We start from the raw sequence: 14,515 nt of genomic DNA, 5'->3' as shown, positions 1-14,515 counted from the left end.
GTTAAGCTCTTTTGTTGTATAGAATCTTCTGTTTTATTCTAAATCCGATTGCCCAATTGAATCAATTGGATCTTCTTTATCATTTTTAAAAATTGCATAATATATAGCATATGTCATTGAATAACTAAGCGGCACAGTAAAAAGGATTCCGATAAAAAGAGCCATAAAGCCAATTATCAAAGCAACAACAATAGTGATCATTAATCCTAAAAGTACGACCGGTTGTTTTGCAATAAGGATGAAACTTGATGTAATGGCCTCCATTGCTTTTAAGTCTCCAAATATAATAAGCGGAACCGTTAAAAATGTAAAATAGGAAGTCATCAACGAAACCACAATTCCTATCATATTAAGATTTTGAATTTCGAAAAATGTAGATATAGAGACACTGAATAATGAGATAATTGCAGTTGCCAAAAATATTTGTAAAAATTTACTTGATTTATAATAAGTAAAAATGGTCGAAACATTAAATTCCTGATCTCTGTCAGCACAATACGCCATTTTTAGAAATCCTGCACCAAAAGGGCTTAAAATTGCAGAAAATAATACTGTAGCCAAAATATAATAAACGAGTTGAATACTTGATAACTGATTAGGTTTGATCGAAAAGAATGCAGGGTCATTTAATTTATCTACACCAAAAATAACGGCTAAAAGAATAGAACCAATGATACCAAATAGTATAGAAAATACTAATAATATCAATCCGGCATAAAGTGCTATTTTTTTATAGTTTTCAAAAGCAGCGTTAAAGACAGTTGAAAAATCTAAGGTATAACCATGATTCTTAATGTCTTTGATTTGATTAAGTGTGGATTTCATTTTTTGTAAAAGTAGAATTGTTTTATATTCTGGAATTTAAGAAAGATAATGTGACGTAAATATAATATTTTTAATCAAATTCATAGGAAAATATCAAAAACATTACGAAATTGTTTTTGCTGTTATATCCAGTCCAATATTCTTTTTATAGAAGCTAATTTATCTTTGTAAGGTGCATATCTCATTGGTAAATCGAGCCAGTTTGCCTTCTTTACGACAGCTTTATGGTGAGAAAAAATATCAAAGCTCAATTGGCCATGATAAGCGCCCATGCCACTATGGCCAACTCCGCCAAAAGGTAGTCTTTTATTAGAAAAATGAACAACAGTATCATTGATACAGCCACCGCCAAACGAATAAGTTTTAATTAATTTTTTGGCAAACGATTTATTTTCGCTAAAAACATAAAATGAAAGAGGTTTCTCATAACGGCTAATCACGTTTTGAATGTCAGCTTCTGTTTCATAAAGAAGAATAGGTAAAATAGGACCAAAAATTTCTTCTTTCATAACAGGACTATCCAATGCAGGTTCTTCGATTAAAGTTGGTGAAATATAAAGTTCGTTGGCATTTGTTTCTCCTCCAAAAATCACTTTTTCGGGTTCGATCATATTGGCTAGTCGCAACCAGTTTTTGGTATTGATAATACGGGCAAAATCCGAAGATTTGTCGATTTTTTTTCCGTAGGCTTTTATAATTTCCTCGATTAAAAAAGAGATGAAATTAACTTTCATGTTTTTTTGGATCAAAATATAATCGGGAGCAATACAAGTCTGTCCTGCATTAATAAACTTACCCCATACAATACGTTTAGCAGCGAGTTTTAAATTGGCAGTTTCATCAATAATACAGGGGTTTTTTCCGCCGAGTTCTAATGTAATTGGAGTTAAATTTTCGGCTGCGGCTTTTGCAACCACTTTTCCAACAGCCACACTTCCGGTAAAGAAAATATAATCCCATCGTTGTGTCAGTAGCTGATTAGACACTTCGACACCGCCTTCAAAAACTTCAACATGATTAACGTGGAATGTTTTTTCGATGATTTTGGCAATTATTGCTGAGGTGTGCGGTGTAAGTTCAGAAGGTTTTAAAACTACCCGGTTTCCGGCTGCTACGGCTGCGATTAAAGGGCATAAAGCCAATTGAAACGGATAATTCCAGGGAGCAATAACCAGAACGTCTCCATAAGGTTCTTTATAAATATAATCTGTCGAAGGAAAGTTAAGAAGAGAAGGAAAAACACGTTTTCGCTTTGCCCATTTATGAATATTTTTGATGGTGTCTTTTAAGTCCGAAATGACATAATTCGTTTCGGTTAAAACAGCTTCAAATTCGGGCTTTTTAAAATCATCGTATAAAGCTTTTACAATTAAGTCTTCGCTTTTCTGAAGGTTATACAACAACTTTTTTAGCGTTTCTTTTCTGTATCCGATGTCGTTTTTATAGTCCATTTTTATGATTCACTTGATTTTTGCCTATGCAAGTTAATCGATAAAAATTAAAAAATTAACAATTGTATCATAAAATCAAAGGGCGTTCCAGATAGTTTCATCCGGAGTTGGCGCTGTGATGGTGATGTTTTCTTTAGAAACAGGATGAACGAAAACCAATTTCCGGGCATGAAGATGAATGCCGCCATCAGGATTGCTTCGGTCAAAACCATATTTTAAATCGCCTTTAATAGGTGATCCAATAGCGGCTAACTGAGCTCTAATTTGATGGTGACGACCCGTATGTAAATTGATTTCCAACGCCACATAATTTTGAAGTTCTTTAAAAACGGTATAATCTAAGCTGGCCAGTTTACTGTCCGGAACTTCTTTTAAATGTGCTTTCGAAGTATTATTTTTTTCGTTTCTTTTAAGATAATGAACCAACTTGGCCGTTGTTTCCTGAGGTTTATTCTTTACAACTGCCCAATAAGTTTTTTGAGTTTCACGATTGCTGAACATTTCATTCATTCTCGTTAAAGCTTTACTTGTTCTGGCAAAAACCACAATTCCGGTTGTAGGACGATCTAAACGATGAATTACGCCCAAAAATACATCACCAGGTTTATTGTATTTGTCTTTAATGTATTCTTTTACAACATCAGATAAAGGTTTGTCACCTGTTTTATCACCTTGTACAATATCGCCTACGCGCTTGTTGACCACAATAATATGGTTGTCTTCGTGTAGAATTTGGAGGTTGTTTTTATTGGAAAGAATTTTCATTTTAGACTTGCTTAGATTTTTAGACTGACTTAGACTTCTTAGATTTTTTAGGCATGTTTTAATTTTCAACTTATTGATTAAAGTTTTAAAAAAAAACTATAATAAAGTGGCTCGAAATCTTGAAGTCATTTTTGTAATTTCGTATAGGAGACTTATTAACTCTGTTGTGTTTTCTTCATCAATAAATCCTAAATCAGATGAAATTAAAAGTTGTGTTTCCACTTCGTAGGCAGAACCAATTGCAATTTCCAAGAATCGGGCGAAATCTTTATTTGAATTTCTGGATGAACCTTCTGCAATATTTGAAGGAATTGACACAGATGCTCTTCTTAATTGATTTGTAATCCCAAACTTTTCTTCATTTGGAAAAGTTGCTGTTACGTTATAAATTTTAGAACAAAACAATCTGCTTTTTTTCCAAATTTGAAGTTCTTTAAATTGATGCATTTTTTTTAGATTAGTTAGATTTTTAGACAACTTAGACTTCTTAGATCGTAAAAAATTAAATCAAAAAAATCTAAGAAGTCTAAAATCTAAGAAGTCTAAGAAGTCTAATCTAGTATTGCTCCCCAGAATTAGGAAAATCACTTGACTTAACATCAGCCGCATATTGACCAATTGCTTTTGTCATTTCTTCGTATAGATTTAAATAACGACGTAAGAAACGCGGACTAAATTCATTGTTCATTCCTAACATATCATGAATCACCAAAACTTGTCCATCCACACCACCTCCGGCACCAATACCAATAACCGGAATCGAAATGCTTTCGGCTACTTTTTTAGCTAAATCGGCTGGGATTTTTTCTAAAACAACAGCAAAGCAACCTACTTTTTCAAGCAATTTGGCATCTTCGATTAGTTTTTCGGCTTCCTGATCTTCTTTGGCGCGAACGCTGTAAGTTCCGAATTTGTAGATCGATTGAGGTGTTAAACCCAAATGTCCCATAACCGGAATTCCTGCGTTTAATATTTTTTTGATAGATTCTTTAATTTCTTTTCCTCCTTCAAGTTTCACAGCGTGACCGCCACTTTCTTTCATGATTCGAATAGCAGAACGCAAAGCTTCTTTTGGGTCAGACTGGTAACTTCCAAAAGGTAAATCTACTACAACTAAGGCTCTCTCTACAGCGCGAACTACAGATGAAGCGTGATATATCATTTGATCTAAGGTAATTGGCAATGTCGTTTCGTGACCCGCCATAACATTTGATGCTGAATCGCCCACTAAAATCACATCGACTCCTGCGGTGTCAACAATTTTAGCCATTGTAAAATCGTAAGCCGTAAGCATAGAGATTTTTTCTCCGTTGCTTTTCATTTCGATCAATGACTTTGTTGTGATTCTTTTATAATCTTTTTTTGCTACTGACATTTTATTTTTTTTTGAAGATGTAAAAGTATTGAATAATTATAGATTGAAATCAGCAATAGTAGATTATTTCGATGGCAAATAACTTTCCATCTTTAAATTCTATTTCAAAATGGCTGTCTTCTAATGGTATAGAGTATGAATGTGGGGTTTTTAAAGAAGCACCAATATAAGAACCGTACTTTTCGATAAATGCTTTTTCAGATAAAGAACTGTCTAAAGCTGCATTTGCATTGAAAACAAGTTTATTCGTTTGATTTATGAAAATCTTTATGACCTCTACTTTGTTTTCTTTTTCATTTACAGAAGCTTCTAAATCCGGATAATAATAAAAAAGTTCGCTAATATAGAGACCACATTCATCGCTTATGTTGGCTTTTTTTACCGGATTGCCCAATGCATTTACTAATTCTTTTTGAGTAAAAAATAATGATTTGGTTTTTAAGCCTTTTACCACAAATTCTGATTTTTTGGTAAATGCTGTTATTTCTTCCTGTTTTTTATGTTTTGCTAATCCTTTGGCTATAGCCATATTCAACTCTGTATCAGCAATAAGTTTAGGATCATTTAATTGTTTAACCACCTCATAATATCTTTGATAAGCAGGCGAAAGTTTACTGTTCTCGCTATTCCAGGCAAGTTGAACAAGTCGTTCGCCTACAGTTTTACGTTCTGTAATATTATTGACATCGAGTTTGTCGAAATCTTTTAATAAGGTATTAAAATCAGGTCTTTTGCCAACAAACTTTCTTAGCGTAAACCTGGCATATTCGTCGCTAAATTGACCGCTAATATTTACCCATTCGTCTTCATTTTTTGGAAGATAATTAATAGCTACAGGATCACCAACAAATAAAATTTCTCTAATTTTTGAATTTTTATCAGGTTGTGCACGCGCCTTTAAACCAGCAACCAAAACAAAAAGGTGATTGCCGCCATAATAATTATCGCCTCCTTCTAGAATAGGATTTTCATTGTCTCTTATTTTGACATCTTTAGCATTTAATCGTGTTGCCACATATTTCTCGGGAATATAACCTTCAGATAAGTTATCGGCTTTTACTTTGTACCAGCCATTTTTACTTTCGGATAATAATTGTACTTCGGCACCATATTTAAAATAGCCCAAAAACTCAGCAGAAGTATTCGCTGAAGTATACAAGCGCGTATCTGAATTTAGAAAATAACGTTCCTGAGCATGCAATAAAACAGAGGATAAGATTGCTATAAGAAAGTAATATTTTTTCATGGAATAAATTTGGAAGAGTTTTTTGCCACAGATTAAGGGATTTAAAATGATTTTTTTAATATGCTTAATTCATACTTATTTAATCTGTGTAAATTCTTTAATCTGTGGCAACCTTTATTATTTTAACAATCAGCCATATTTACAGCAATTGCCAATCCTCCTTCAGAGGTTTCTTTGTATTTAGAATTCATATCTTTTGCCGTTTGCCACATGGTATTAATTACTTTATCCAAAGGCACTTTTGCATTTTTAGAATCGGTTTCAAGGGCTAATTCGGCAGCATTTATGGCTTTTATAGCGCCCATCGTATTTCTTTCGATACACGGAATCTGAACCAAACCGCCAATTGGGTCGCAGGTTAGGCCAAGGTGATGTTCCATAGCAATTTCGGCCGCCATTAAAACCTGAGCAGGAGTTCCGCCCATAAGTTCGCAAAGCGCTGCTGCAGCCATCGATGATGAAACACCAATTTCGGCCTGGCAACCGCCCATTGCAGCCGAAATTGTAGAACCTTTCTTGAAGATACTTCCAATTTCTCCGGCTACCATCAAAAATTGTTTGATTTCTTTTTCGCCTGCATCGTGATTTTCGATTACCAGATAATACATTAAAACGGCCGGAATTACACCAGCGCTTCCGTTTGTAGGAGCAGTTACCACGCGGCCTAAAGATGCATTTACTTCATTCACGGCAAGTGCAAAACAACTTACCCATTTTAGGATCTGACGAAATTTCACTTCGGTTTTTCTAATTTCTTCCAGCCAGCTTTGCGGATCAGAATAATTCGATAAACCTATTAAGTTTTGGTGCATATCAAAAGCTCTTCTGCGAACGTTTAATCCGCCCGGAAGAATTCCTCCGGTATGACAGCCAATATACATACATTCTAACATCGTGTTCCAGATGCGCATTAATTCCGAATGAATTTCTGCCTCCGGACGCATCGATTTTTCGTTTTCATAAACAATTTCCGAGATGGACTTGTTTTCTGAAACCGTATAATTTAAAAGCTCCACTGCATTTTGGATAGGGAATGGGAAAGCGCATTTTATAACCTCTTTGATTTTGGCATTCGTGCGTTCTTCTTTCACCACAAAACCTCCTCCGATAGAATAAAAAGTAGATTCGTATTCAGAATCATCCTCTTTATAAGCCGTAAATTTTAATCCATTGGCATGAAAAGGAAGAAATTCTTTATTGAAAACAATATCCTGAAGAAAATAAAACGGAATTTTGTATTCATTGGCCAGAATAATCTCGTTGTTGTCTTCGATGGTTTTAATGATTCCGGCAATATTATCAACAGGAATATATTCCGGATCTTGCCCGCTTAAACCTAACATTACAGATAAATCTGTAGCATGGCCTTTTCCGGTTAAAGAAAGTGATCCGTATAAATCGACTTTTACCCGTTTAATCTGATCTAAAATTGATTCGTCTTTTAACTCTTCTAAAAAACGTTCTGCGGCTCTCCAAGGCCCTAAAGTATGCGAACTTGAGGGGCCAACGCCAATTTTAAGCATATCAAAAACAGAGATACATTCTTCCATTGTGCAATATTTATTAAGACAAAGATAATTGAATAATGCAATGAACTTTTACTTTCGTTTGTTAATGTTGCAGTTTTGTTAAAAAAAATATTAAATATTAATAATTTGATAACGAAACAAAAATTATTGCTTAATATGCGGTTTTCGTGAAAAGTTCGTATTTTTTTTAGGTATTTTTGTAATGAAAACAAAGAATCCGATTTTTTAAGTTCTAAACAGAAATCGGTAAACCATAACTTCTGGGATTTCATTTTAATTGGGATACAACTTTCGCGAAAATTAAAATACCATACAGAAGATAAAAATATATTATGATAGAATTTTTCAAGCATTTTTTACAAGAATTCGAATTACCTCTTAGCAACCCAGTATTGATTTTCTCATTGATACTTTTCATTATTCTCTTGTCACCTATTTTATTAAAAAAAATAAATATTCCCGGAATTATAGGACTAATTATTTCGGGTGTTATCATTGGCCCACACGGACTTAATATTCTGGCCAAAAACTCAGCTGTAGATTTATTTTCGACAATTGGACTTTTATACATCATGTTTATTGCCGGTCTGGAACTGGATATGAATGAGTTTAAAGCCAACCGAAATAAGAGTTTATTGTTTGGGTTCTTTACTTTTATTTTTCCTTTGACGATTGGATTTCCGGTTTGTTACTATTTACTGCAATATGATTTTAATGCCAGTTTTCTGACCGCCAGTATGTTTGCCACTCATACGCTTGTAGCTTACCCAATTGTGAGTAAGTTAGGTATTGCAAAAAATCAGGCGGTTGCCATAACAGTTGGAGGAACGATATTAACAGATACTGCCGTTTTGATTATTCTGGCCGTAATTATGGGAAGCAGTCAGGGAAACCTGAATCAGGCTTTCTGGATAAAACTTACGGTTTCGCTGGCCATTTTCTCCGCGATTATGTTTTTGGTGATTCCAAGAATTGCCAAATGGTTCTTTAAAAAATTAGAAAGCGAAAAACACGCACATTATATCTTTGTACTTTCGGTTGTTTTCTTTGCCGCATTTTTGGCTGAAGTAGCAGGAGTAGAGCCTATTATTGGTGCGTTCGTTGCAGGTTTGGCATTGAATCCGTTAATTCCGCATTCGTCTGCCTTGATGAACAGAATCGAGTTTATTGGTAATTCATTGTTTATCCCGTTTTTCCTTATTTCTGTGGGAATGTTAGTCGATATTAGCGTAATCCTCAGCGGACCAACAGCATTAATTGTTGCCGGAACTTTGAGTGTTGTGGCGATTTTTGGGAAATGGATTGCGGCATTTTTTACCCAGATTGTTTTTAAATATACCAGAACAGAGAGACAGCTTATCTTCGGGTTAAGCAGTGCACATGCCGCTGCAACGTTGGCGGTTATCTTAGTGGGATTTAAAGCGAAAATTCTGGATGAAAATATCTTAAACGGAACTATTATTTTAATATTAATAACGTGTATTGTAGCATCTTTCGCTACCGAAAAAGCGGCTAAAAAAATAGCAATTTGCGAGGAAGAAGTTTCTCATGAAGATGCACATAGCGATCAGATTTTAGACGAACACATACTAATTCCGTTAGCAAAAACTTCGGCGACAGCCACTTTATTAGATTTTGCACTTTTAATAAAAGATAAGAAATCATCTAATCCGGTCACATTGTTAACGATTGTTCCTAATAATGATCAGGCTGAAAAAAATATTCTAAAGTATCGAAAAGCGGTTGACAAATTCGTGATTCAGGGATCAGCATCAGAAGTAAAAATAAATACAATTGCCAGAATTGATCATAATCCTGCGAGCGGAATTGCCAGAACTTCGAAAGAAATTATGTCAGATATTGTGATTGTGGGCTGGCCAAGAAAAACAGGTTTTCTGGATAAAATTTTTGGAGAAAACGTAGATTCGATTATTAATAATGTCGATAAAAGTTTATTCATCTGTAGGTTTCAAAAAACTTTTATAGAAGAAAAAAGGTTAGTTTTTATTTGTCCTCCTTTTTCTGAAAGAGGAGTTGGATTTCATTTATTATTACAGAAAATCTGCCGATTATCACAGGAATTAAGTATCCCTATTGTGATTTATGCCGAGTATAAAACGCATCAAACGATCCAGCAAATTGCGGCTAATTTAAAATTGAATGCCAAGTTAGGTTTTAAAAGCATTATGGATTGGGAAGATTTTGAATCGATTTCTGATGAAATAAAACCAACTGATTTAATTGTTTTTAACCTCTCTCGAAAAGGTTCTGTTTCGTACCAGTCGATTTTTGATAAATTACCTCAGAAGTTCGAAAAATCATTCGATGACAACAATCTTATTTTAGTGTATTCGCAAGACGATCGCAAAGGAACTTCGATGGATGCCTACGAAGATTTTACTGCGACGCCATTAACAAAAGGACTTGAAGCGATTGAGCAAATTGGCCGTGGTTTGGGAAGTATTTTTAATAAAGGATAAAAAATGTTTTTCGAGTAAGAATTTTATTATTTTTGATTTTGATTTAAAAATTAAGAATGAGCGAAATTGTACATTACTATAATGATCTGGCAAACACTTATGATCAAAATAGATTTGATAATTCTTACGGAAGATTTATAGACACTCAGGAGCGAAAAATCCTTGATACGTTATTAACGAACCAAAACGAGCAAATTCTTGATTTAGCTTGCGGTACTGGCAGACTTTTAAATTATGCTTCTATAGGAGTTGATGCAAGCGCTGAAATGATCGAAGTAGCGAGAAGAAAGTTTCCTGAAAAAACATTTTTACAAAACGAAGCTCATCAAATAACTTTACAGAACAATTCTGTAGATACTATTATTAGTTTTCATTTTTTTATGCATTTGGATCAGGATAAAATCAATCAGGTTTTAGAAGAATCAGACAGGATTTTGAAAAAGAATGGCCGAATTATTTTTGATATTCCATCGCGAAAACGAAGAAATTTGTTGGGTTATAAAAAAGCAAATTGGCACGGAGCAACTAGTTTAAGTATTAAAGATTTAGAAGCACATCCAAATTTTAAGATCAAAAGCACATTTGGTTTTTTATTTTTTCCTATACATCGATTTCCAGAGTCTTGTCGGAAATCCTTACTAAAGCTCGATTCATTTATAGCCAATTCATTCCTGAAAGAGTATAGTTCTTACTTCATTATAGAATTAGAAAAGAGATGAATAGCTGGAAACAACTCAAGATAAATGTAAAATTATTAATCAGGTTTACGAATGATTTGTGGAGTAAAAGATGCTTTCAATTTTCTAAAAAGACCAATAATAATGTAAATTTTGATTATTCGATTTCGTTATCACAGGAGATAAAAAAAGGAATTTCTTTTGAAAATAAGCTTCATAATCTTGAAATAGCTTCAGGAAAAATTAATGAATATAGTATGAAGCCCAATGAGATTTTCTCTTTTTTTAAAATTGTAGGAAACCCCGAATACAATTTCAAAAAAAGCAGAACTTTGGTAAACGGAAAATTAACAGAACAAAACGGAGGCGGTTTGTGTCAGGTCTCCGGAATTATTTATCATATCAGTTTAATTGCAGGGTTGGAAATTGTAGAAAGGCACAATCATTCTGTTGATATTTACACAGATGAAACCAGATTTACACCCTTAGGTACAGATGCTACAATTGTGTATGGTTACAAAGATTTAAGAGTAAAAAATAATCTGCCGTTTTCGATTAAATTTGAAATGGAGATAAAAGACAATTTTATTCAGGTAAATTTGCGAAGTGAAAAAAGGATCGAAGAGAAGCAATTGTTTTTTGAATCTAAAATGGATCAAAAAAATGTTATTGTAAATGTACTGAATAGTGACAGAAAATTGCTCAACCAATCCCGGTACATAAAAGTCGTGTAGTGTTATAAAACTCAATAAAGATGAAACATAAAGCCCAATCAATCCGTCCATTTATAGGATCCAAAGATTTTGAAGTCTCCAGAAATTTCTATAAAGATTTAGGTTTCGAAGAAACAGTTTTAGATCCAAAATTTTCTGTTTTTAAAACTGGGGAAATTGCGTTTTACCTTCAGGATTATTATGCGAAAGAATGGATCGAAAATACCATGATTTTCCTTGAAGTCGAAGATGTCGATGATTATTACAATCAGTTATTGGCCTTAAACTTAACAGAAAAATATGGTGTAAAACTAACGCCAACTGTTCATCTTGATTGGGGAAGTGAATGTTTTTTGCATGATCCTTCAGGTGTTTTATGGCACTTTGGGAAGTTTAATAAATAAGTTTTTTGCCACTAAGAAACTAAGGCAGTAAGTTTTTTTGAATTTACCGTCATTTCAATTGGTGAAATTGCTTTGCCTGTTCGCTATCGCTCGGGACGTGGCAAAAAAATCGACACTTATAAGTTGAAATCGGCTAGATGAATGGTGTTTCCTTCTCTCTGGTACCAATCATTATAAACCAGTTCCAGTTTTTTTACCTGAAACTTTCCAAAATTATAATCACGAAACTTTTCTGCAACTTGTATTAATTGTTTCGTGTTTTCAAGTTTTTCCTGAAATCTCATTACCGTAGAATGTGCTGCTGCAATGATATAACGACTGTCGATACTTTGCTCTAAAGTAGAGTTTTTAAAGCTCTCCCGAAGTTTATTCCTGAAAATATTCAACGATTCATCCGTTGGAAAACCCTGAATCATTATAGCAGAAGGTGAAGCTGTAAGGCCCCGAAATTCAATTTCGATTTGATCTAGTTCAACCAGACTTTGCTCAATTAGATCAATATATTCGGGAATATTTATTTGATCTAACGTAAACCCTTCGTAGCAAGAAATAATTCCCATTACCGTAATGTGAATATCAGAATCAGGATAATAATACTGATTGGGTTCAATTGCCTTTATTTCTTCTAAAAATAACTGAATATTTGCTTTAATGGTTTCGCTTGGGCGAATGAGCAACGTGAGACCAAATCTGGAATCTGATGGATTATTTATTTGAGGATCTAATTTATATTGCTCCGTAAGAATAGCTTTGGAGGATTTTTTATAAAGTTGATTGTAATGTTCGGTTAAATTCATTTAAATTATTTCTTGTTTGTTTTTTCGAGGTTTTCTTTGACCCTAAACTTTACAATTTTGGCAATCAGGTCGAATGGCATTGGTTGATCCAAAGGAAATTGTACAGAACCTTTACCTGATTTATACTTCGAAAGTTCTTCCTTAAAAGTTTCATGTCCGCTTGGTAATGCATATAAACCAATGTGATTTTTGAATGCAGCAAAATAGACCACGACGCCGTTTTGCTCAAAAGCCGGCATCGAATAACTGATTTTTTCTTTGGCGTCTGGCGCTGCTTTTTGGATTGTTGCCCTGATTTTTTCTAAAATTTCCTGAACATCATTGGGGAACGCGCCAATATATTCGTCGATATTTGCTGGTTTCTTTGTGTCCATTTTTAATGCAATTTATTTTAAAGTTTGTTCTTTTTTAATCTCGCAAAGGCGCAGAGGCGCAAAGTTTTTTAATATTTTCTCTTTAAACGTTGATTTATATTCAATTACAAATTTTGAATCTGCTTAATCTTCAAAATCTGCGTAAAAAAAAGAACCAGAAATGTGCTAAAAACTTTGCGACTTCGGGACTTTGCGAGATTATTTTCAGCCCAATAAAAAAATCCTTGCGAACTTTGCGGTTAAATAAGTTTTTATGCCAATCCTTTAGGAAATCGATCCAAAACCAGATTCAACTGAATATTATGTTCCAAATATGCTTTGGCGCCAGCCAAAACCAGTGTAAAGCCTTCAGTAGAATTGCGGACCTGATCGATTATTTTATCCGAATCTCCTTTTAAGCCTGAATTGATAATGCTTACAAATGTTTCATTTTCGTTTAATGGACTAAAAATCCATTCTACCAAAGTACTCTCGTCCGGATTTCCCCATTCAATCACAATCTTATGATTTTCCTGCAAAACATGAGTCGTAACGGTTAGTGAAAATCCGTACATTTCCCAGGTCCATTCGGTTGTAGTATCTTGTTCTAGTTTTCCGGAACCTTTTGTAAACCAAAAATTACGGGTAATTTCCGGATCTGTAAAAGCCTGAAAAACTTCTGAAACAGGTTTTCTAATTAGCATTTCGGCTTTGGCGAAGTGGTTGTTTTCTGTTTTCATTTTTTATTGGTGAGATGTTGTTTGTAAAATGTTATTTGTAAAATTTGAAACATAAAATCGCAGAGTTTGTCATTCCGCAGAACGAGGAATCACAAACGAAACTCCGCAAAGAATGTCGCTAATCTTTGTCGATCAACTAGTATGATTCCCCGTTCTTCGGAATGACAAAACTGGCGTATAAACTTGAAACAAAAAAAAAACTAGAAACTTGAAACAAATTTTTATGACCTCTAATTTAAGAAAGAAATCCCAAATAACTTCAAAAAAAAAATCCACACAAGTCTTAACCTGTATGGATTCTAAAATCTATCTATGATTTAAAGATGGTTTAAACCTGATCTTTATCAATCCATTTTCCGGTCGTTGGCGCCACGTAATTTTTCATTTGATCTAATAAGTTGTCAATGTTATCGCTCACCAAAAGCATTTGCTGATTAACATCTTTTAATAAACCTTTTTCTACCATTACTTTTGTTAATTCGATCAAAGCATCGTAAAAGCCATTGATGTTTAAAATCGCAATTGGTTTTTTATGAAGTCCTAATTGCGCCCAGGTCAGCATTTCAAAAAGTTCTTCAAGAGTTCCAAAACCACCCGGAAGTGCAATTACGCCGTCGCATAAATCGTTCATTTTGGTTTTTCTTTCGTGCATACTTTCTACCAAAATCAATTCGGTCAGGCCTAAATGTGCAATTTCTTTAGATCTTAAAAAATTGGGTAAAACTCCAATTGCTTTTCCACCTTCTTTTAAAATTCCGTCGGCTACAGCACCCATTAAACCTACGTTTGCTCCGCCGTAAACCAATTCAATATTTTGTTTTGCTAAGGTTTGTCCCAGCAATGTTGCCTGTTCTTTGTAAATTTCTTCGGTTCCAAAACTGGATCCGCAGAAAACTGTAATTCTTTTCATTTGTTTGTTTTATGGGTTGTGTGTTTTGTGTTATTGGTTGTGAGTTAAATAGTAGAAGTTAAATGTTGTAAATTAAAGGATATTGGTTAAATTTTGGAAATTATAATGCAAATTAAAGATTGAAAGTCTGTATTTTGTGCCGTTAGGCACTAAATATTGGTAGAAAAAATATAAATTAGATAGATTTAGCGTGCCGTAGATACGCAACAAAAATAGTACATTGCGTACCTACGGCACGCTAACCAACCTC

Annotated in this window: 15 protein-coding genes; 4 read left to right on the top strand and 11 right to left on the bottom strand. The window is 34.0% G+C overall.

Annotated features, from left to right (window positions below; all coding sequences use genetic code 11):
• Positions 1–33: 33 nt before the first annotated feature.
• From B0M43_RS22340 to B0M43_RS22310, 7 genes are all read right to left on the bottom strand, one after another.
• Positions 34–825 carry a hypothetical protein gene (locus B0M43_RS22340; protein WP_078005456.1) on the bottom strand — a complete coding sequence of 264 codons (792 nt, stop codon included), beginning with the start codon at positions 823–825 and terminating at the stop codon, positions 34–36.
• 122 nt (positions 826–947) lie between these two features.
• A complete protein-coding gene (locus B0M43_RS22335; protein WP_078005455.1) occupies positions 948–2,276 on the bottom strand; it encodes an aldehyde dehydrogenase in 1,329 nt (442 codons plus the stop codon).
• Positions 2,277–2,351: 75 nt separating this feature from the next.
• On the bottom strand, positions 2,352–3,041 hold the full coding sequence (locus tag B0M43_RS22330; RefSeq protein ID WP_078005454.1) for an RluA family pseudouridine synthase: 690 nt from the start codon (positions 3,039–3,041) through the stop codon (positions 2,352–2,354).
• Positions 3,042–3,137: 96 nt separating this feature from the next.
• Positions 3,138–3,488, bottom strand: coding sequence for a four helix bundle protein (locus tag B0M43_RS22325; protein WP_065450658.1), 351 nt, complete (start codon positions 3,486–3,488; stop codon positions 3,138–3,140).
• 109 nt (positions 3,489–3,597) lie between these two features.
• The gene (gene panB, locus B0M43_RS22320; protein WP_065450501.1) at positions 3,598–4,416 is read right to left on the bottom strand and encodes a 3-methyl-2-oxobutanoate hydroxymethyltransferase; all 819 of its coding nucleotides are present in this window, start codon (positions 4,414–4,416) and stop codon (positions 3,598–3,600) included.
• A gap of 49 nt (positions 4,417–4,465) precedes the next feature.
• Positions 4,466–5,662 carry an SH3 domain-containing protein gene (locus B0M43_RS22315; protein ID WP_078005453.1) on the bottom strand — a complete coding sequence of 399 codons (1,197 nt, stop codon included), beginning with the start codon at positions 5,660–5,662 and terminating at the stop codon, positions 4,466–4,468.
• 122 nt (positions 5,663–5,784) lie between these two features.
• Positions 5,785–7,212: an L-serine ammonia-lyase gene (locus B0M43_RS22310; RefSeq protein ID WP_078005452.1), complete on the bottom strand. Its 1,428-nt coding sequence runs from the start codon at positions 7,210–7,212 to the stop codon at positions 5,785–5,787.
• A gap of 311 nt (positions 7,213–7,523) precedes the next feature.
• Here B0M43_RS22310 and B0M43_RS22305 point away from each other — a divergent pair, with 311 nt between their 5' ends.
• Genes B0M43_RS22305 through B0M43_RS22290 form a run of 4 tightly spaced genes read left to right on the top strand, consistent with a single transcriptional unit; the run spans position 7,524 to position 11,465 of the window.
• Positions 7,524–9,671: a cation:proton antiporter gene (locus B0M43_RS22305; protein WP_065450498.1), complete on the top strand. Its 2,148-nt coding sequence runs from the start codon at positions 7,524–7,526 to the stop codon at positions 9,669–9,671.
• A gap of 56 nt (positions 9,672–9,727) precedes the next feature.
• The gene (locus B0M43_RS22300; RefSeq protein ID WP_078005451.1) at positions 9,728–10,390 is read left to right on the top strand and encodes a class I SAM-dependent methyltransferase; all 663 of its coding nucleotides are present in this window, start codon (positions 9,728–9,730) and stop codon (positions 10,388–10,390) included.
• Positions 10,387–11,082, top strand: a complete 696-nt coding sequence (locus tag B0M43_RS22295) for a VanW family protein (RefSeq protein WP_078005450.1) — start codon at positions 10,387–10,389, stop codon at positions 11,080–11,082. Before B0M43_RS22300 ends, B0M43_RS22295 begins: the two co-directional genes overlap by 4 nt.
• Positions 11,083–11,102: 20 nt before the next feature.
• Positions 11,103–11,465, top strand: coding sequence for a VOC family protein (locus B0M43_RS22290; protein ID WP_078005449.1), 363 nt, complete (start codon positions 11,103–11,105; stop codon positions 11,463–11,465).
• 116 nt (positions 11,466–11,581) lie between these two features.
• Here B0M43_RS22290 and B0M43_RS22285 read toward each other — a convergent pair whose 3' ends face one another.
• The 4 genes from B0M43_RS22285 to B0M43_RS22270 all read right to left on the bottom strand — a co-directional run bounded on the left by B0M43_RS22285 (position 11,582) and on the right by B0M43_RS22270 (position 14,265).
• The gene (locus B0M43_RS22285) at positions 11,582–12,262 is read right to left on the bottom strand and encodes a 2'-5' RNA ligase family protein (RefSeq protein WP_078005448.1); all 681 of its coding nucleotides are present in this window, start codon (positions 12,260–12,262) and stop codon (positions 11,582–11,584) included.
• 5 nt (positions 12,263–12,267) lie between these two features.
• The gene (locus B0M43_RS22280) at positions 12,268–12,636 is read right to left on the bottom strand and encodes an iron chaperone (protein WP_078005447.1); all 369 of its coding nucleotides are present in this window, start codon (positions 12,634–12,636) and stop codon (positions 12,268–12,270) included.
• Between the two features lie 251 nt (positions 12,637–12,887).
• Positions 12,888–13,355, bottom strand: a complete 468-nt coding sequence (locus tag B0M43_RS22275; protein WP_065450492.1) for an SRPBCC family protein — start codon at positions 13,353–13,355, stop codon at positions 12,888–12,890.
• 328 nt (positions 13,356–13,683) lie between these two features.
• Complete coding sequence (locus B0M43_RS22270; RefSeq protein ID WP_078005446.1) at positions 13,684–14,265, bottom strand: TIGR00730 family Rossman fold protein; 582 nt, start codon at positions 14,263–14,265, stop codon at positions 13,684–13,686.
• Between the last annotated feature and the right edge of the window lie 250 nt (positions 14,266–14,515).

Source organism: Flavobacterium sp. KBS0721 (assembly GCF_002007065.3).
GTDB lineage: Bacteria > Bacteroidota > Bacteroidia > Flavobacteriales > Flavobacteriaceae > Flavobacterium > Flavobacterium piscis.
The sequence above is the reverse complement of the archived record's forward strand: the minus strand, read 5'-3'. Positions and strand labels throughout refer to the sequence as shown.

Excerpts from the sequence above, each read along its gene's own strand:
- B0M43_RS22340 (WP_078005456.1), bottom strand. The coding sequence starts at position 825 with ATGAAATCCACACTTAATCAAATCAAAGACATTAAGAATCATGGTTAT.
- B0M43_RS22335 (WP_078005455.1), bottom strand. The coding sequence starts at position 2,276 with ATGGACTATAAAAACGACATCGGATACAGAAAAGAAACGCTAAAAAAG.
- B0M43_RS22330 (WP_078005454.1), bottom strand. The coding sequence starts at position 3,041 with ATGAAAATTCTTTCCAATAAAAACAACCTCCAAATTCTACACGAAGAC.
- B0M43_RS22325 (WP_065450658.1), bottom strand. The coding sequence starts at position 3,488 with ATGCATCAATTTAAAGAACTTCAAATTTGGAAAAAAAGCAGATTGTTT.
- panB (WP_065450501.1), bottom strand. The coding sequence starts at position 4,416 with ATGTCAGTAGCAAAAAAAGATTATAAAAGAATCACAACAAAGTCATTG.
- B0M43_RS22315 (WP_078005453.1), bottom strand. The coding sequence starts at position 5,662 with ATGAAAAAATATTACTTTCTTATAGCAATCTTATCCTCTGTTTTATTG.
- B0M43_RS22310 (WP_078005452.1), bottom strand. The coding sequence starts at position 7,212 with ATGGAAGAATGTATCTCTGTTTTTGATATGCTTAAAATTGGCGTTGGC.
- B0M43_RS22305 (WP_065450498.1), top strand. The coding sequence starts at position 7,524 with ATGATAGAATTTTTCAAGCATTTTTTACAAGAATTCGAATTACCTCTT.
- B0M43_RS22300 (WP_078005451.1), top strand. The coding sequence starts at position 9,728 with ATGAGCGAAATTGTACATTACTATAATGATCTGGCAAACACTTATGAT.
- B0M43_RS22295 (WP_078005450.1), top strand. The coding sequence starts at position 10,387 with ATGAATAGCTGGAAACAACTCAAGATAAATGTAAAATTATTAATCAGG.
- B0M43_RS22290 (WP_078005449.1), top strand. The coding sequence starts at position 11,103 with ATGAAACATAAAGCCCAATCAATCCGTCCATTTATAGGATCCAAAGAT.
- B0M43_RS22285 (WP_078005448.1), bottom strand. The coding sequence starts at position 12,262 with ATGAATTTAACCGAACATTACAATCAACTTTATAAAAAATCCTCCAAA.
- B0M43_RS22280 (WP_078005447.1), bottom strand. The coding sequence starts at position 12,636 with ATGGACACAAAGAAACCAGCAAATATCGACGAATATATTGGCGCGTTC.
- B0M43_RS22275 (WP_065450492.1), bottom strand. The coding sequence starts at position 13,355 with ATGAAAACAGAAAACAACCACTTCGCCAAAGCCGAAATGCTAATTAGA.
- B0M43_RS22270 (WP_078005446.1), bottom strand. The coding sequence starts at position 14,265 with ATGAAAAGAATTACAGTTTTCTGCGGATCCAGTTTTGGAACCGAAGAA.